Annotated in this window: 15 protein-coding genes and 1 pseudogene; 7 read left to right on the forward strand and 9 right to left on the reverse strand. The window is 61.3% G+C overall.

Translation table 11 applies throughout. The features are described 5' to 3' along the window. Positions 1-120 (forward strand): annotated as a pseudogene (locus KGA98_RS08640) (IS30 family transposase); the annotation flags it as partial. Between the two features lie 69 nt (positions 121-189). Here KGA98_RS08640 and KGA98_RS08645 read toward each other — a convergent pair. After that, the gene (locus KGA98_RS08645; protein WP_223502076.1) at positions 190-1,026 is read right to left on the reverse strand and encodes an MliC family protein; all 837 of its coding nucleotides are present in this window, start codon (positions 1,024-1,026) and stop codon (positions 190-192) included. Positions 1,027-1,433: 407 nt separating this feature from the next. Between KGA98_RS08645 and KGA98_RS08650 the strand changes: the two genes are divergently transcribed. Continuing rightward, entirely contained in the window at positions 1,434-1,784 is a 351-nt protein-coding gene (locus KGA98_RS08650; RefSeq protein WP_057715287.1) for a BON domain-containing protein, read from the forward strand. A 235-nt stretch (positions 1,785-2,019) separates the two neighbouring features. Here the strand turns inward: KGA98_RS08650 and KGA98_RS08655 are convergent, their stop codons facing one another. The 3 genes from KGA98_RS08655 to KGA98_RS08665 form a co-directional block, all read right to left on the reverse strand. After that, the gene (locus KGA98_RS08655) at positions 2,020-4,452 is read right to left on the reverse strand and encodes an SAM-dependent methyltransferase (protein ID WP_223502077.1); all 2,433 of its coding nucleotides are present in this window, start codon (positions 4,450-4,452) and stop codon (positions 2,020-2,022) included. 2 nt (positions 4,453-4,454) lie between these two features. Next, positions 4,455-5,198, reverse strand: a complete 744-nt coding sequence (locus KGA98_RS08660) for a protein-L-isoaspartate(D-aspartate) O-methyltransferase (RefSeq protein ID WP_223502078.1) — start codon at positions 5,196-5,198, stop codon at positions 4,455-4,457. A 287-nt stretch (positions 5,199-5,485) separates the two neighbouring features. Beyond that, complete coding sequence (locus KGA98_RS08665; RefSeq protein WP_223502079.1) at positions 5,486-5,854, reverse strand: hypothetical protein; 369 nt, start codon at positions 5,852-5,854, stop codon at positions 5,486-5,488. A 559-nt stretch (positions 5,855-6,413) separates the two neighbouring features. Between KGA98_RS08665 and KGA98_RS08670 the strand changes: the two genes are divergently transcribed. Continuing rightward, entirely contained in the window at positions 6,414-7,547 is a 1,134-nt protein-coding gene (locus tag KGA98_RS08670; protein ID WP_223502080.1) for an aminotransferase class V-fold PLP-dependent enzyme, read from the forward strand. A gap of 89 nt (positions 7,548-7,636) precedes the next feature. Beyond that, a complete protein-coding gene (locus KGA98_RS08675; protein ID WP_223502081.1) occupies positions 7,637-8,191 on the forward strand; it encodes a YdeI/OmpD-associated family protein in 555 nt (184 codons plus the stop codon). A gap of 112 nt (positions 8,192-8,303) precedes the next feature. On the opposite strand, the gene KGA98_RS08680 is transcribed toward KGA98_RS08675, so the two are convergent. Beyond that, positions 8,304-9,188 carry a serine hydrolase domain-containing protein gene (locus KGA98_RS08680; RefSeq protein WP_223502082.1) on the reverse strand — a complete coding sequence of 295 codons (885 nt, stop codon included), beginning with the start codon at positions 9,186-9,188 and terminating at the stop codon, positions 8,304-8,306. Positions 9,189-9,505: 317 nt separating this feature from the next. On the opposite strand from KGA98_RS08680, the gene KGA98_RS08685 reads away from it, so the two are divergent. Then, the gene (locus KGA98_RS08685) at positions 9,506-10,270 is read left to right on the forward strand and encodes a tetratricopeptide repeat protein (RefSeq protein ID WP_223502171.1); all 765 of its coding nucleotides are present in this window, start codon (positions 9,506-9,508) and stop codon (positions 10,268-10,270) included. 80 nt (positions 10,271-10,350) lie between these two features. On the opposite strand, the gene KGA98_RS08690 is transcribed toward KGA98_RS08685, so the two are convergent. The 4 genes from KGA98_RS08690 to KGA98_RS08705 form a co-directional block, all read right to left on the reverse strand. Further along, entirely contained in the window at positions 10,351-11,523 is a 1,173-nt protein-coding gene (locus KGA98_RS08690) for a helix-turn-helix transcriptional regulator (protein ID WP_223502083.1), read from the reverse strand. 129 nt (positions 11,524-11,652) lie between these two features. Further along, on the reverse strand, positions 11,653-13,545 hold the full coding sequence (cysN, locus tag KGA98_RS08695; RefSeq protein WP_057715276.1) for a sulfate adenylyltransferase subunit CysN: 1,893 nt from the start codon (positions 13,543-13,545) through the stop codon (positions 11,653-11,655). Then, positions 13,545-14,639 carry a sulfate adenylyltransferase subunit CysD gene (gene cysD / locus KGA98_RS08700; RefSeq protein ID WP_317848815.1) on the reverse strand — a complete coding sequence of 365 codons (1,095 nt, stop codon included), beginning with the start codon at positions 14,637-14,639 and terminating at the stop codon, positions 13,545-13,547. Before cysD ends, cysN begins: the two co-directional genes overlap by 1 nt. Then, positions 14,554-15,024 carry an SRPBCC domain-containing protein gene (locus KGA98_RS08705; RefSeq protein ID WP_223502084.1) on the reverse strand — a complete coding sequence of 157 codons (471 nt, stop codon included), beginning with the start codon at positions 15,022-15,024 and terminating at the stop codon, positions 14,554-14,556. Before KGA98_RS08705 ends, cysD begins: the two co-directional genes overlap by 86 nt. 209 nt (positions 15,025-15,233) lie before the next feature. On the opposite strand from KGA98_RS08705, the gene KGA98_RS08710 reads away from it, so the two are divergent. Continuing rightward, positions 15,234-16,349, forward strand: a complete 1,116-nt coding sequence (locus KGA98_RS08710) for a DUF1214 domain-containing protein (protein WP_159389773.1) — start codon at positions 15,234-15,236, stop codon at positions 16,347-16,349. After that, the gene (locus tag KGA98_RS08715) at positions 16,346-17,515 is read left to right on the forward strand and encodes a sulfotransferase family protein (RefSeq protein ID WP_223502085.1); all 1,170 of its coding nucleotides are present in this window, start codon (positions 16,346-16,348) and stop codon (positions 17,513-17,515) included. The genes KGA98_RS08710 and KGA98_RS08715 overlap by 4 nt, the downstream gene beginning before the upstream one ends. Positions 17,516-17,542 lie beyond the last annotated feature (27 nt).

Here is a 17,542-nt window from a genome sequence, read left to right on the forward strand (position 1 = left end):
GAGCACTCGCAAGCCACGCTCAATGAAGTCGCAAGGCAGCTAAATAGCCGCCCTCGGAAAACACTAGACTACGAAACACCCGCTGAACGATTTAGCCAATCTGTTGCGTCGACCGGTTGAATCCACAGCCGATTTCTGCCTGTCACGAGGGGCAGCAATATGCAATTACCCAGCTGATTGAATCGTTGCTCAAGGCTTTCTTTTGCACTGCGACTTGGGCCCACCATATCCCCACGTGATTATGGTCTCGGCCTGATGCTCCCAAAGCGTTTCATTGCGCCCAAGGTACTTTATGCCACTGCCACTTGGCTGCTGGTACATCAGCGATACGCTGTCGCCACGCTCGGCGATTAATGTCGGCGGATCGGTTTTGAAGAACATGACAGTCACCTCTCTAGCAGGGTTGCCGTCGCATTCGTAATAGACAGGCCCAGTGCCCGATACCAGTCGGTACCGTGCTTGCAACTCGGCGATGCGGCGCTGGTATTCCATGCGCAAGCATGCACCGACGTCATCACTCTTCCAGCAGTCGTCGCGTCCCTTGATCCATCCACGTTGTTCTGCTTTTAGCCGGGGAGGATGCTCGTTGCCGGCCTTAATACTCGCACTGGCATAAACTGCCGACAGATTGCGATCGAGCGCGGATAACGCCTTGTCCTCACATATCATCGCTTCGATACCGCCAGACTCCACTCTGGCGCAATCGTATGAAGGGCCAGGTGTCACATTGGCAGTCGACGATTTTTCCGTGCCGCCCCCAGTCGGCTGCATTGCATTGATATGCTGATCAATGTACTGGCACCACTGTTCGGAGCTTCGTTCAGGGACGTTTGCTCCATCGCGAACCCCTAACTTGAATTCGATCACCGATTTCCATTCGTCGGAGCCTATATCTGGCCCGTGCCCTTGCGCATCGGCTGTGTGCAGTATCTTATCGATCGATTGATACCATGGGTAAGTGCATATGGATTGCGCCTGAGCAACGCCTGTGGCGCCAGCCAGTAACAAAACCAAATATTTGCTCATGCGCGGTCCCTTTTGATTTATGCAGTCGCCAAGCACCGACCTAAGCTTGATTCATCCGCCAGCGATCGGTGAATCACGCCCGATTTATCTTAGACCCCAGGGGCAGTTCTTGGCCGGTATCTCCCCGCCGCGAAGGGCAGCTAAGGGTTGATCAGGGCTGATCGCAATAAGGACTGTTTGGAGTGCTCTGTAGGTGTTGCGCCTGGCACAGAGCGACCAAGGCGGACGTTCACGGGGACAGCGCTCTGACCGCAGGCAACGGCCGTACTATAATTAATTTCTGTCAATGTTTGCGTGACGAGCGCTCCAAAGCGAATCAGGTATCCATAGCGTTCACCTGACAGGCAGAGGGCGACACAGCAAATGGGATGGACGGTACGTCTGATTACGCGACAGAGGGTTCAGCCATGAAAATTCACTCCTTCCAGCATTACTCCCATGGTCTGGAAATGGCCGTTCACGATGCATGGATTACCGCCAAGGTGAAGTCGGCCCTGGCATTTTCCGATCCGACCCTTAGCCTGCATATCAATGTCAAAACCCATGCGGGCATAGTGGGGTTAAGCGGCCGCGTCAACACTCATAGACAGTGTGAACAGGCCATTGTTCTGGCTCGTTCGGTTCATGGTGTCGCCGAAGTCGATGCCAGCGACTTGCAGACCCATGTGTTCACGCCAGGGAGTTTTCCAGAAGCGCCCAACGCCGAAGAGAGCACTGAGCGCCGGCCACAATCGTCAACAAAGATGGACGACAAATGATAATGGCAACATTGTAGGCGCCGTGCTCCCGGTCGGGAACCGAGGGCGGAGGGAAGCTGAATGCCAATGTGCCCCGGAGTGAATCGCCCATGGTTTCGTGGACATTTCCGACTGGCTGCTTTTGGCCGGTTTCTGCCGGTCACCACCGGCGAGACGTGTGGACTGGGCAAGCGGCGTTCCAACAGACCATTCGTCTCACCAGGGTCTGTTGACGTTTTGCTGCGAACCGCCGCGATCAGGGAAACATGACTGCCGCCACGAGATACAGTAGCAACGCCAGCAGCAACACCACGGTGAAACCCAGGTGGATCGCCAACAGGGTCGCCAGCACGGCCGCCACCACCGATACGCTGGCGTTGACGCCCCAGGCGATCGGCACCAGTGCTTCGGCGCACGCGGAGACGCGCCCGAGTCCGAGCGGAAACGGCATGCCCATGGCGAACGCCAGCGGCGCTACCAGCGCGGCGCAGATGCCGAACCTGGCGAGGGTCCCCACCGGCGCCAGCAGCTGGAACAACGGGGGCAGGGCGATCAGGTAGAGCAGGGCGATCGCGCAGATCGCCAGGACTGGCCGCGCGAGCGGATGATGGGGCCCCACACCCGTTCCAATGTCCCCCCGCCGCCGGCCGGAGTAACGGCTGCCGAGGCCAGCGAAGATCAGGAACGCGCTGAGCGTGACCGCCACCGAATACAACGGGTGGCTGAGGAACAGGGTGAACTTCTGGATGAAGGCGATTTCCACGAACATGAACGCAAAGCCGATGGCGGCGAAGTAGGACACGACCCGAAGTTCGAACCTGGCCAAAGCCGCATTTCGAGAGCGCCGCTGGCGCCGCCGCGCCCCCCATAACGGCGCCAGAATCAGCAGCACGGCGGCCACGCTGGACTGCAGAAGTGTGGCGATCAGCACCGGATAGCCCCACTCCAACATTGACAGGCCGCCCTGCGCCTTCAGTGCCAATAGTTCCGGCAGCGAGCGCCACTTGAAGAAGTGGAAGAAATACGGCCGATCATCCGTAGTCGGACGCACGTCGAACTTGTAGCGCGCCAGGAACTCCGCGCGCTCGCCGGACAGCAGGGCCTGCGCCGCTTCGAAGAACCAGGGCCGGTCGAGCAGGTTGTAGCGGTTCGCCTCGGCCACGGTCATCCCGGGGTAGTAGGCCAGGTCGAAGGAGCGCGCCCGGCAGAATTCCCGCAGCACGGCGATGCCAGCGTCGTCGAAATCCCTGTTGCTGACCAGCAGCGTCGCGGTCTTCCAGCCGCGGATCATGACGATGCGGCGCGCCGCGCTGGCCTGCCCGTCGCGCTCGATGGCCGCGGCCGCGGTGGCCAGCAGCCTGGGAACATCGCGCGGCGGCAGGGCGACCCAGCGGGTGATGGCCAGCAGGCCGCCGGGCGCGAGATGGCGCAGGTACTCGGCGAAGGCATCCACCGTGTACAGGTAGTTCTCGGACAGCGCATGCAGGCCGCCCGAGGCAGTGCCGAAGGAGTCCAGCAGGGCGATCTGGATCAGGTCGTAAGGCTCGCCGCGCGAAGCCACCAGGCCGCGCGCCTCGCCGATCAGCACACGGACGTTGGGCGCGCTGTACGGCTTGCCGGAGAAGTCGGCGAAGCGGCGCTGGACCAGATCGATCACCTGCGGGTTCAGTTCGATGGCATCCACCGCGCTGGCGCCGTGATAGATCGCCTGCAGCACATCGGCGCCGGCGCCGCTGCCCAGCACCAGCACGCGGGGTTGGCGCAGCAAGTGATAGGGCAGAGCTGAGGTCAGGTAGTCCAGGTAGGCGAGCGGCTCGCGGCGCCCGTCATAGCGGTTCAGCACGGAAAGGCCGTCGCCGTCGGTAAAGATGGCCAGTTGTGCGGGCGGTTCCTGTGTCGCGTTGAGGCTCAGACCAGGCGCGTAGCGCAGGGGAATGGTCGGGCTGTCGACGACCGTGAGCAGACCCAGCGGACTCCAGGTCTGGGCGATTGCGCGCGCATCCTTGATACGCAGCGTCTGGCTCAGTTCCTTGTACTCGGAGGGCGACAGGGCGATCCAGCGCCCGGGCACGCCGGCCGGCACCGCGACTGCCGCCGCCAGCAGCAACGGCGCGAGCCAGTGCCTATGCCCCGTGCAAGCCATTGCGGCCAGCGCCCCGGCGGCGATGCCGGTGCCGCCCAGCAGCCGCAGCGCATCGATGGGCGTCAGGGCGAACAGCGCGGCGACGATCGCCAGGCTGCCCACGCCGGCGCCGAGTATGTCGAAGGCGTAGATCCGATGAATCTGTTCCTGAAAGCAGGTGAAGGTCAGGCAGATGCACACCGCCGCGCAGAAGAACGGCACGAACAGCAGCAGGTAGATCATCAGCAGGCGCGCCGACTGCCGCGCGTCCCAGAGGATCTCGAGGGGATTGAACGGAACCTGCTGGGCCAGGCTGAAGCAGGCGATGGCGCTCAGCCCGAACAACACCGCGCCGCCAATGAACACGCCGTGGAAGCGCGGCGCCAGCACAGGCCGTGCCAGCGCCACGGCGGTGCCGGCAGCGCCGTAGCCGAGCAGCGCGACGCTGATCATCATGTAGGCGAAATGGTGCCACTGGATTATCGAAAGCAGTCGCAGCAGCAGCACCTCATAGCCGAGCGCGGAGGCAGACAGCAGCGCCAGGGCGAGCAATGGCGGCGAATGCATGCTCAACCGCCTCCGACCAGCGGCACGAAGCGCACAGGCAGCACCTGCCGGGTGGACACACTGCCATCGCCGGCCTTCTCGATCAGCAGCAGGTACTGGATCATGAACGGCGCGCCGACCGGGATTACCATCCGTCCGCCGGCCTTGAGCTGGGCGATCAGTGGCGGCGGCACATGGCTGGCGGCGGCGGTGACGAGTATGGCGTCGTAAGGCCCGTGCTCGGGCCAGCCGTGGTAGCCATCGCCCAGCCGGGCCTGCACCTTCGCATATCCTAGACGGCCCAACCGCTCCCCGGCCTGCACTACCAGCGGTTCGATGATCTCCATCGTGTAGACCGCCTGCGCCAACTCGGCGAGGATCGCCGCCTGATAGCCCGAGCCAGTGCCGATCTCGAGTACCACGTCGCCGGGCCCGACCTGCGTCAGGTCGGTCATCAGGGCGACGATGTAGGGTTGGGAGATGGTCTGACCGTAGCCGATCGGCAGCGGACGATTCTCGTAGGCGTAGGGCACCTCGTCGGGCGGGACGAATTTATGGCGTGGCACCTTGGCCATCGCGGCCATCACCGGCGCGGCAAACTCGACCCTGCCGGTTTCGTCGCGGGTGACGGACGACATGTTGGCGATCTCCCGCACCATGGCGTCGCGCAATGGCGCGAACGGGTCGTCGGCATTCAGGCCGGCAGATACCAGCGCCAGAGCGATGGCAGGTGCCAGGATGCGCGTCAGGAGCATCACCGGCTTCACAATGACTCCTCCGCCTGAGGAATAGTCGAATCGTATGGCCGGCGGGCTGACTCGGCAAGCCGGGGGTGCCGGCGACCAAACCAGGCTGCGGCGACTGCCCGGGAAAATATCGCAACCCGTAACTGCACTGATAGCACCCAGCCAGTTCAGGCGGTGATACAAAAGTGAATGCGATTGTCAGCTAGTGGCCGGTTTCTGCCTGTCACGAAGGGCCGCAGTCCAAAGCAGCCGCTCGCCAAGGCGTACTTTCGGCACCTCCCGAACAGGGAGCCAACGTCGTCATCGGCCTATTCAATTCCCCCCTGGCTGTTGAGGGTAGCCATTGCTCGCTGCTCTGAAATCGGCATAAGCACTGGATTTGTGTCCTCGACATGGATGTAGACAAACCAGCGATCCGGCGGGCAGTGAAGAATCCTGTGGACATCGAACAGCTTTTTCCCGACTTTCCCATGGGCCCCTAACGTTGTGTGATCCTGTCGGATTTCCACATTTTCAATACCGTGCTGCGCCATGGAATTGCGAAACGCTTCATCGATTTGTTTTTTGTTGCGGCGCTGATGGGTCACATGCATGTGGTACATCGCATAGCAAAAAAATACGCTGAACGTCATCAATATCAGTTCGAGGCCGAACCTGCTCCAGAAAGAATTGCCCATGCCAGGTAGTCCTGAGATAGTCCTTGGGTTGTACTGTCTGTAAACGTCTACCTACCACCCTTGCGTATGTTAATCAGGTGTTCATTTATGTTATGCGGCAGCAGCTCGGCAATGTCATTTGCCTACTGCGTCAGCAAACACGTGAGCACGACCTTCAAAAAAGCATACGAACCATGCCAGTTGAGCCATGCTGACGAGATTCGACTCAGCATAGCAGCGGCTCGCTGGCCGCTGCTTAGTGACGTTTTCTTCTGCTCGAAAGCAGCTTTGCATCGACCGGTTGAATCCACAGCCGATTGCAGTCGTTAGCGAACGTCTGCATTGGGTCGGCTGCCGCCTTTTGTAGTTGGTCGCTATCGAACGAATGTAAGGAGGTAGGAACCTTTAAGCCCCCCTCCCACAACTCAGCAGCCACCTGCGAGCATTGCAACGTCCAGTAATCGACCTGATGCTGCCAGCCGCTCGACAGAAGTCGCCATTCAATCCCGAGCAATCTTGTCATTTGCCAAGGCTTAGGGCAGGGTCGATACCACTGAGATCCCTGCCAAAGGAGTCACCCATGTCAAAGCTATATCCCAGTATCGATCCCGAGGGGCTGGTCGAGTACTCAGTGGTCTACACCGACCGCTCACTCAACCACATGTCGCAGTCATTTCAAGGCGTGATGAAGAACATTTCCAAGACCCTGAAACAGGTCTACAACGCCCAGGCTGTTGCGGTGGTCCCGGGCAGCGGCACATTCGGCATGGAAGCGGTGGCACGACAGTTTGCCACCGGCCAGCAATGCCTGGTGATACGCAACGGCTGGTTCAGTTATCGCTGGAGCCAGATCCTTGAGATGGGCAACATCCCGGCGGCCACCACGGTGCTCAAAGCCCGACCGGTCGACACGGGTCGCCAGGCTGCCTACGCTCCACCCCCTCTGGACGAAGTGCTGGCAGCCATTGCGGCGCAGAAGCCGCAGATTGTCTTCGCCCCCCACGTTGAAACCTCATCAGGGATTATCCTGCCCGACGAGTACCTGCGGGCCGTTGGCGACGCGGTGCATGCGGTGGGTGGCCTGTTCGTGCTGGACTGCATCGCCTCAGGCACGATTTGGGTTGATATGCACAAATGCGCAGTCGACCTGCTGATCAGCGCACCGCAGAAAGGCTGGAGCGCCTCCCCTTGCTGCGCCCTGGTGATGCTCAGTGCTTTGGCCCTCGAGCGCATCGAACAGACGCAGAGCAGCAGCTTCGCCTGCGACCTGAAAAAGTGGCTTCAGATCATGCAAGCCTATGAACAGGGCGGACATGCCTACCATGCGACCATGCCCAGCGATTCCCTCGCACGGTTTAACGAAGTGATGAAAGAGACGCAAGCCTACGGTTTCGACAAGGTCCGCGGCGAACAACAGGCTCTGGGCGATCGGGTGCGCGCAATGTTGACCGGCAAAGGCATCAAAAGCGTGGCCGCAGCCGGCTTTCAGGCTCCTGGCGTAGTGGTGAGCTACACCGATGATGCCGACATCAAGAGCGGTAAGAAATTTGCCAGCCACGGCCTGCAGATCGCCGCCGGAGTGCCATTGCAATGCGACGAGCCGGCCGATTTCCAGACCTTTCGCATCGGTCTGTTCGGACTCGAAAAGCTGCACAATATCGAGCGCACGGTCAGCACCCTCGAGAAGGCACTGGACGAGGTGATGGATAACTAAGCGCCCATCTTGGCGTCATCAATGTCGTATTTAAACGCTACAGTGATGTTGCCAGAAAGTAGTCAGGCGTATTAGTTGGAGGAGTGGCAATGACAATAATCGATGTGAAATCCCGATTCGAAGCAAAGCTTCTTCGTCCGGCAAAGCCCGGTAATGATACGTCGTGGGCGTTCGCAGTACTGCCAAGAGACGCGAGTGAACCGCTTCCGAGGCGGGGAAGGACGACAGTTGAAGGCACAATCAATGGGCACCATTTCCAGGCAACCCTTGAGCCCGATGGTCAGCTGAGCCATTGGCTGAAGGTAAGTAGCGAGTTACTCGACGCCGCAGGTGTGGCCGTTGGGGATATCGTTACACTCGAGCTAACCCCTGTGAAAAAGGAACCCGAGCCTGACATCCCGGCAGACTTTGAGGAGGCACTGGCAGCCACTCCTGAGGCTCGTAAAGTTTGGAATAATACAACGACCATCGCACGAATAGACTGGATCCACTGGATTACTTCAGCCAAGCAACTCAAGACGCGCGAAAAGCGAATTGGTGATGCCTGCGATATGCTTGCAACCGGCAAGAAGCAGGTTTGCTGTTTCGACCAGTCCGGCTATTACAGTAAGGCCTTCCGTGCGCCCGAGGTAGAAAACTCTTAAATGGAATGTTCCGTTGAATACGCCTGACGATTTTTGGTTGACTGACTTCCTCAGGGCGTGAAGCGGTCATCCGGCAAATCATGAGGTCGACGCCAAAAGGACTTAGCCATCTTCAGCCACCGCGCATAACTTGCATCAGCTGTTTCACAGCGATGGCTTCGACGGCACCTTCACTGGCACCCGCTTCAAAAACAGCGCAACAAGCCGATGCGTCGCCGTCGCGGATACGGTAGACAGCAATGACACTGCCTGGCCCGCAGCCTGTGTGCCCGCATAGGGAATGTCCGCCGTCAATCGACCCTTGCATCACACCTAGGCCATAACCCGGAATGATCCATGGACGCCCGGGAATCGGGCCGCCCAATGTTCGTGCTGTCTGCATTTCCTGGAGCAAGCCCGTGGAGAGCAGTTCTGCGCAGAGGAGTCGATCCAGAAATAGCGCTGCTTGGGAAATTGGGCCGATCAGCAAACCATGATAGACCCACGCGGGGTCATAATTCGAGGTGCTTCCAAGATGGGTCGTTTGCAAGTCTGCTCGCGTTTTAGCAAAGCGAACGTTCGACAGGCCCAGGGGAGTAAGTGCACGTTGAGTCACCGCATCATCAAGCGTCAGATCAGTTAGCCGTTCAATAAGCCTGCCGATGAGCAAGTAGCCAACATTCGAGTAACGCCAATCGGTTCCGGGATTGCATCGAAGTCGAGCACCGTCAAGGCGTTGCATCATTTCATCTGCCGACCAGGCTGGCTCACTGTTCGTAACAGCGGCGTGGTACTCAGCAAGTTCGCCGTAATCGGCCAGACCTGCTTCATGCCGCAGTAGCTGGCGTAACGTGAAAGGCTGATCAGAAATTGGGTCGTCCAGTCCGATGAGCCCGTCACGTACCAACGACAGGGCTGTCGCAGCCAGGACTGTTTTCGTAAAACTCCACCAGGGGGCCGTCAGTTCTAACCGGTCAGGCGTTTGTGGCTGACCATTTGATACGAGTGAACTGAGCATTGGCTTCCTTGGAATGTTGAGCGGATCGACAGCTCGACAAGATATCTCACTCACTCTTCTTCGCCAGAGTGAAAAGTCAGCCGTTTGTACTGCCCTGAACGACGGCTCTTGGCCGTTTTGCGCCCTGCGTGAAGAACAGCAACAGATCGTGCCTGGATGTTGGGGGTGGTAAAAAATGGTACTGATCGCGACGGTCGTTGCAGCAGGAACTTCAGGGTATTGGCCAGGTCAATAGCGGCCCTGTATCGCAAATGCCGAGCAGCGTTGTGGCCTGTTTTACGGCAGTGCCGTTTGAATTCAGTCGAGTCCGCCCCCTGATGCCAACCAAGAGTTTTCTGCCGGGCTTCATCCTGGTGTTCTGCGCTGTCCCGTCGCTTTGTTCGGTTGCTGCCGAACGAAGCGCGCCGGCGCAGAGTAACAGCGCATCAACCACCCTGATCGAAACCGCCTCGCGCCAGTATGAAAATGGCCAACTGGACCAGGCCGCCGCCACGCTGGAGCGTGCCCTGCATATCCAGCCGAACAATCCCGCGACGTTGCATTACCTGGGTGTGTTGCGCCTTCAGCAGGGGCAGTACCAGCAGGCTGAAACCCTGGCGGCGCGCTCGAACATACGGGTTGGTCGCAACGTCGAGTTACGCAACCGCAACTTCCAATTGATCCAGGCGGCGCAGCAGGCCCAGTCTTCGGGTACCCCACCCAATGCAAAAGAGGACTTGGTCGCAGTACAGAAGGGGCTGCAAGAGGAGGCCCAAAGGCGTCGTGAAGCGGAAATGGCCGTTGCTGCGCAATCCACTCCGGACACTGGGAGCGACGCTGGCAACTTGGCTCGCGCAGAGGCAGATCGGCTTCTGGATGCGCCGTCGGCTGGCAGAGCCGGGCCCGAAGGAAAATTACAAATGGCTAATGTCGAGCCAGAGCGGGCGTACGCTGAGGTCGAGATTCCCCGCGGCCATATGCCGCGTCCGGGCAAATGCCGAATCTGGTTTCCTGATCGCCCGGCGGGGCATCAGCCCGCACCCGGCAAATGCAAGAAGCTGCGACATCGGGTTCCCCCGGGGGCCTACCTGGTGCGCGGTTGAGTTTCTGAGTGTCCACTTCAGCCGATTGCTGCCTGACGTGAAGGTCCGTGAGTGCAGTCATGGGCATCATCGGCAGACAGCTACCCCAACGACGCCACGCTATTGAGCAAGGTCTTGACCAGTTGTGCCTGGCGCGTGGCGCCAGTCTTGGCGAATACACCGCGCAAGTGAGCGCGCACGGTGTTGCGCGAAACCCCGAGTGTCTCGGCTGTTTCATCGAGGGTCTGGCCGTCCATGACCAGCATGGCCACTTCGGTTTCCGTGCGGGTCAGTTGGAACAGGCTACGCAGCAGGTCACGCGAGGCTTGTGGCGAGTCGGCGGGATCGCGGATGAACACCACCACTGCCGGGCGTCGGGCGCTGTTGTGGGTCTGGTAGTTCATGGCAATCGGGCGCAGCAGCAGGTTCAGCGGCATCTCACCGCTGGGCCGCGACAGGGTCAGGACTTGCAGGTCGTCGAGGCCGCGGGGGCGTTGTTTCAACATGGCCTGGATGGCCTGCTGCAGTGTGCGGTTCTCATGGTTGGCGAAGGCACAGAGCTTGTCGTGCTTGCACTCCAGACCGTCATGGCTGTCGAACAGGCGCTGGGCGGCACGGTTGCAGCGCATCATCCGGCCGTTCTCGTCGAGGATGGCCGTGCCCACCATCAGGCGGTCGATGGTTGCCGCGTAGAGCTGGCGTTCGGCATCCAGTTGATCCACCGCCGAGTGCAGGTCCACCGCCTGTTGCAGGTGCGGCAGCAACAGGCGGATCAGGTTGATCTGCGCCGGGGTGAACGCTTCGCTGGCGTGGTCGCGGCAGGCGAACAGTGCGCAGTGCATGCCGGCGGCAGTGCGCATGTTGGCCACCAGCACATCGCGCAGGTCCAGGGGGTGCAGGTAGTTGCGGTAGAAATCATGGGCCAGCCAGGCCTCCGTGCCCAGCACCTGGTCGGCACTGGCCACCTGGTCCGCGGGCCAGTCGAGGAACGGGCAGATCGAATAGAAGTGTTCGCTGTAAGAGGGCTCGCCGGGCAACAGCGCGCCATGCACCGAGGCATTGACGATCAGCCCGGGGCGTTCATGGTCGGGGTTGCGCAGCACCAGGGTGAAGAAGCTGGCGGCGAATCGCTGGCGCAGGGCTTCCAGCAAACTGGCCCAGGGCGTGGGCTCCAGCGTACCGTGGTAGACCAGCCCGAGCAGGCTGCTGAGCTCGGCAGAGGGGATGTCGATGCTGGCGTGCAGGTCCGGGCAGGTGGAAAAGGGCAGGGTCATGCGCGCCTCTTTGGCTGCGTGTTGTCATGGGCGAGTATCGACCGGGGTCACGACGGCAAAATCGTCCGTTTGGCCTAGGCACTGACGGGCGCAGCGCATGCCCAAGGGGCAGGCTGCGCCCGGTAGCTCTTACAGCGCCAGCAGGGCTTCGACTATGCGTTCGGCGGCGGCCTCGGCAGACTCGTGCCGGGTGTCGATATGGATATCCGGCGCCACTGGCGGCTGGTAGGGCGAGTCGATGCCGGTGAAGTTCTTCAGCTCACCGCGCCGGGCTTTGAGGTACAGGCCCTTGGGGTCGCGCTGCTCGGCCAGGGCCAGCGGCGCATCGATGAAGATCTCGAGGAAGTTGCCGTCACCGGCCAGGCTGCGGGCCATGTCACGCTCGGCCCGGAACGGCGAGATGAACGAGACCAGGGTGATCAGTCCGGCATCGAGCATCAGCCTGGCCACCTCCGCGACCCGGCGGATGTTTTCCACCCGGTCGGCTTCGGTAAAGCCCAGGTCGCGGTTCAGGCCGTGGCGCACGTTGTCGCCGTCGAGCAGATAGGTGTGCCGGCCCAGGGCATGCAGCTTGCGCTCGACCAGGTTGGCGATGGTCGATTTACCCGCGCCGGACAAACCGGTAAACCACAGCACCCGTGGCGACTGGCCCTTGAGCGCGGCGTGGGCCTCGCGGTTGACGTCGATGGCCTGCCAGTGCACGTTCTGCGCACGACGCAAGGCGAAGTGCAGCATGCCGGCACCGACCGTGCGATTGCTCAGGCGGTCGATAACGATAAAGCCCCCGGTATCGCGGTTGTCGGCATAAGCATCGAAGGCGATCGGCCGGTCCAGGTGCAGGTTGCATACGCCAATGCCGTTCAGCTCCAGGGTCTTGGCCGCCAGGTGCTCGAGGCTATTCACATCGACCCGGTGCTTGAGGTTGGCGCAGCTCATGCCGACGGTGCGGCAACCGATCTTCATCAGGTACGGGCGCCCCGGCAGCAGGGGTTGTTCGTCCATCCATACCAGGGTCGCTTCGAACTGGTCGGCCACCGCCGGCGGGGTGTCGGCCAGCGCGATCAGGTCGCCGCGGCTGATATCGATCTCGTCCTTGAGGGTCAGGGTCACGGCCTGGCCGCACAGGGCTTGCTGCTGCTCCCCGGCGCTGCCAAGGATGCCGGTGATCTCGCTCTGCTGGCCCGAGGGCAGCACGCGGATGCGCTCGCCGACGCGCACGCTGCCGGCCACGACGTTGCCGCAATAGCCACGAAAATCCAGGTTCGGCCGGTTCACCCACTGCACCGGCAGACGGAACGCCGCCTGGCTCTGCCGGTCCTGCTCCAGCGGTACGTCTTCAAGGTAGGCAAGCAGGCTCGGGCCCTGGTACCAGGGCGTGTTGGGGCTGGCCTGGAGCATGTTGTCGCCGCGCAGCGCCGACAGCGGGATGCACTGGATATCCTGCAGGCCGATCTGTGCGGCGAAGGCGCGATACTCGGCTTCGATGCGCTCGAACACCGCCTGGGAGTAGTCCACCAGGTCGAGCTTGTTGATCGCCACCACCACCTTGCGGATGCCCAGCAGCGACACCAGGTAACTGTGCCGGCGGGTCTGGGTCAACAAGCCCTGGCGGGCGTCGATGAGGATCACCGCCAGGTCGGCGGTGGACGCGCCGGTGACCATGTTGCGGGTGTACTGTTCGTGGCCGGGGGTGTCGGCGACGATGAACTTGCGCTTGTCGGTGGCAAAGAAGCGATAAGCCACATCGATGGTGATGCCTTGCTCGCGCTCGGCGCTCAGGCCGTCGACCAGCAGGGCGAAATCCAGTTCGTCACCCTGGGTGCCGAGCTTTTTCGAGTCGGCTTCGAGCTGGCCAAGCTGGTCCTCGAACAACACCTTGGATTCATACAGCAGTCGGCCGATCAGGGTGCTCTTGCCGTCGTCGACACTGCCACAGGTGATGAAGCGCAGCAGCTGCTTGTTCTGCTGTTGTTGCAGGTAGGGCGTCAGGTCGCCATTGCGTGCGTCGGTGATTGCGTTCATCAGAAATACCCCTCTTGTTTTTTCTTCTCCATGGAGCCCGCCGAGTCGCTGTCGATCAGGCGGCCCTGGCGTTCCGAGGTGCGGCTGACCAGCATTTCGCCGATGATCGCCGGCAGGTTGTCGGCGTCACTGTCGATGGCGCCGGTCAACGGGTAGCAGCCCAGGGTGCGGAAGCGCACCTTGCGCAGTTCCGGGGTTTCTCCCGGCAGCAGCGGCAGGCGCTCGTCGTCGACCATGATCAGCGTGCCGTCACGGCGTACCACCGGGCGCTCCTTGGCGAAGTACAAGGGCACGATGGGGATCTGTTCCAGGTAGATGTATTGCCAGATATCCAGCTCGGTCCAGTTCGACAGCGGGAACACACGCAGGCTTTCACCCTTGCGCTTGCGTGTGTTGTACAGATGCCAGAGCTCCGGGCGCTGCTGCTTGGGGTCCCAGCGGTGCTGCTCGGAGCGCAGCGAAAACACCCGCTCCTTGGCCCGCGACTTTTCCTCGTCGCGCCGGGCGCCGCCGAACGCGGCATCGAAACCGTAGTGGTCCAGGGCCTGCTTCAGGCCCTGGGTCTTCCACACATCGGTGTGCAAGGCCGAGCCGTGGATGAAAGGGTCGATGGCCTTTTCCACGCCTTCGGGGTTGATGTGCACCAGCAGTTCCAGGCCCAGACGTTCGGCGGTCTGGTCGCGAAAGGCGATCATTTCGCGAAACTTCCAGGTGGTGTCCACGTGCAGCAGGGGGAAGGGCGGCTTGCCCGGGGCGAAGGCTTTCATCGCCAGGTGCAGCATGACCGCGCTGTCCTTGCCGATGGAGTAGAGCATCACCGGGTTTTCACACTCGGCCACCACTTCACGGATGATCTGGATGCTTTCCGCTTCCAGCCATTGCAGATGAGTCAACATCGAATACCTCCTCGAGTTCTGCCGGGATTGGCGCCGGCTGAACACCACGGTAGGTAAAGCACCGCCGGCACATCTTCGTCTGCTTGGACGAAGAGGCGCCGGCAGCTGCAGGTCACGCGACGGACGCGTACAGCGTCTCGACACGGATCTTGAGGGCGTGGGCAACGGCATCGAACCCTTGTTTGACCCAAGCGCCATGATCGGTCATGACCTGGTCGGCGGTGGCGCCGAGGAACTGGTCGGTGGTGTGGTATCGGCAACTGGCCGCGTCGGTGGGCTCGATGTGCTGCTCGCGACGGGCCGCGTCGGGATTGTCGGCGTTGGCATACATCTCCCAGGCGAGTAACCGGTGGGGTTCGAAGTCAGCCAGGTACTCGACCACGTGCAGCAGTTCACCGGGTCGCCCCGGATCGGGCAGAAACAGATTGACCGGTTCGCCCAATTGCAAGCTGGACTCGACCTTGACGGTGTAGGGGTTCCACTGCGGATAACGCACCAGGTCGATCAGTACCGACCAGACAAATTCGGCCGGTGCGGCGATGTCCACGGTCACTGAACGGACCAGATTTTTCTCTGCGGTCATGGGTAACTCCTCTGAGGATGACTGCGCGCCACGAACTGCGGCGGGAAGTAAGCCATGGGCTCAGGCGCGATCCTCGCCGCTCGCGGCGCACGGCTCCTCGTCCGTGCGGACTAGCAGGCGATTTAGTCCGCTTGGACGAAGAATCGGCAAGGGGGTGCTCCCTAAGGTCACTGGCAGCGGCGGGCTTTCCGCCAACAGAGGAGACCGACATGGTTACAGACAGGATCGATCAGGAGGTGCTCAGCGGCGAAAGCTGGAACCTCTTCTGCGAGCAACTGCGGCGCAGCGGCGAGCAAATATTGCGCGCCGAGGCTCCGGCCGATGTGCAGACCCGCGCCGAAGGATTTCGCTATCTCACGCGCTTGCTGCGCATTGCATTGGAAATGCACCTGGAATTTGCCGATCCGGACTTCCCGGGCTTCATCACTCCCTCCCATGAAACCGCGAAAATTGGCGCCGACAACCCCGATAATCTGTATAGCTATGCGCGTCTCAACGGCGCGCATGAGTATCGGGTCAGCGGCCAGCGCGGCAGTGTTGCCTACCTCAGTTTCGGCTCCCAGAAGGGGGGCTACGAGACGGATGGAAAGATGATCCAGACCGGCTTTCTCGATGCAGGCATGTTGCAGTCGGATGCCGAAGGCAACTTCGAAATCATCCTCAGCCAGCATCCACCCGGCATCGGTAACTGGCTGCGGCTCGAACCGCAGAGCAATGCCTTGATTGTCCGCCAAACCTTTCTGGACCGTAGCAGCGAGCAGCCGGCGCAACTGCGCATTGAACGCCTCAATGCCCGCCAGACACCCGAACCGCTGAATGCGCCGCGCTTGCAACAAAGCCTGCAGCGGGTGGGAAGTTTCGTCGAGAACACCGCGCGGTTATTCGCCGACTGGGCTCAGGGTTATCAGAAACACACCAATCAACTGCCCGCCGCCGACCAGGCACTGTGCCAGTCGGTGGGGGGCGACCCGAACATTTTCTATTACCACTCCTACTGGGCTCTGGCTGATGACGAGGCATTGCTGATCGAGGTCGATCAGGTGCCCGACTGCGATTTCTGGAACGTGCAGATCAACAACTACTGGATGGAGTCGCTCGACTACCGCTACCACCGCATCTGTCTGAACAAACAGTCGGCGCAACTGGAGGCGGATGGCCGCTTGCGCATGATCCTCTGCTGCGTTGACCCTGGTCTGGCGAACTGGCTGGAAACTGCCGGCCATCCCCATGGCACCCTCTGCCTGCGATGGGTGGGAGCAAAGCAGCCGGTGCAGCCAACGACACGCGTGGTCAAACTCAATGATCTGAAGGAGCTTGTGCGATGAGTGCCAATGACTTCGCCCTGGATACCTTGCTGGCTGAAGCTTGCGCACGTGCGGGCGGCCTCGACGATTTCGGCCCCGGCGATTTTCGCCAGGGCCTGGTGGTGCTGGCTGACGCCCTGGAAAAAGAAGCGCGGCTATCCGTGTCGGGGCGCGGACTGTTGCGTGAGAAACTGTTGGCGCAACTGGTCAACCGTCTGATCATCGAGGATCACTGTCGGCGTTACCCACAAATCCTCGAGCTGGAAATCAACGACCCACTGGTGATCGTCGGCCTGCCACGCACCGGCACCACGCTGCTGCAACGCACCCTGGCGGTGGACCCGCAGTTCAGCAAGGCGCAGTGGTGGGAAACCCGCTACCCGGCGCCCCTCGACGGGGAGACCGTGGAGCAGCCGTTGCAGCGCCTAGGTCGGGCGCGCGCCGAAGTCGCGGCGATGGTCGAGTTCCTTCCGCAACTGCTGGCCATTCACCCACTGGACGCCGAGCAGCCCGACGAAGAGTTCATGCTGATGGAGCACTCGTTCCTCTGCGCCATGGACTCCTACGTCAACGTCCCCAGCTACACCGCCTGGCTCGACCGTCAGGACCAGACCCAGGTCTACCGTTACCTCAAGCGCTCCCTGCAGTTCCTGCAATGGCAGCAGGCACGCCGTGGCATCGCCCCCGGCCGGCGCTGGTTGCTCAAGAGCCCGCAGCACCTGCATACCCTGGAGCTGTTGTTCGAAGTGTTCCCCGGTGCGCAGGTGGTGCTCACCCATCGCGAACCGGCCAGGACCATTCCCTCGCTGGCCAGCTTCATCCATACCCTGTGGCAGTTGTACAGCGACCAGGCCGATTCCCAAGCCGTCGGCGAACAGTGGAACCGGCGCATGGCGCGGGCCTTGCGCCATGCCATGGCGGTGCGCGAGGGCATGCCGGCCGGGCGCTTTCTCGATGTGCAGTTCGAAGACACCCTGGCCGCGCCTCAGGCCGTGGTCGAGCGCATCTATCGCTTCGCCGGCCTTGAATGCACGGCAAAGGTTCAGGCGGCGATGGGCCAATGGTTGTCCGTCAATGGCCGGGAAAAACGCGCTGCCCATCACTACAGCCCTGACCAGTTCGGCCTCAGCGATGCGCTGCTGCAGCGTGACTACGCCGAGTACCGCGCCCGGCATCTGAGCGCCTGAGCCTGCCCCATAACAATAAGAGGATTC

It is taken from the genome of Pseudomonas sp. BF-R-24, from assembly GCF_019947335.1.
GTDB classification, from domain to species: Bacteria; Pseudomonadota; Gammaproteobacteria; order Pseudomonadales; family Pseudomonadaceae; genus Aquipseudomonas; species Aquipseudomonas jessenii.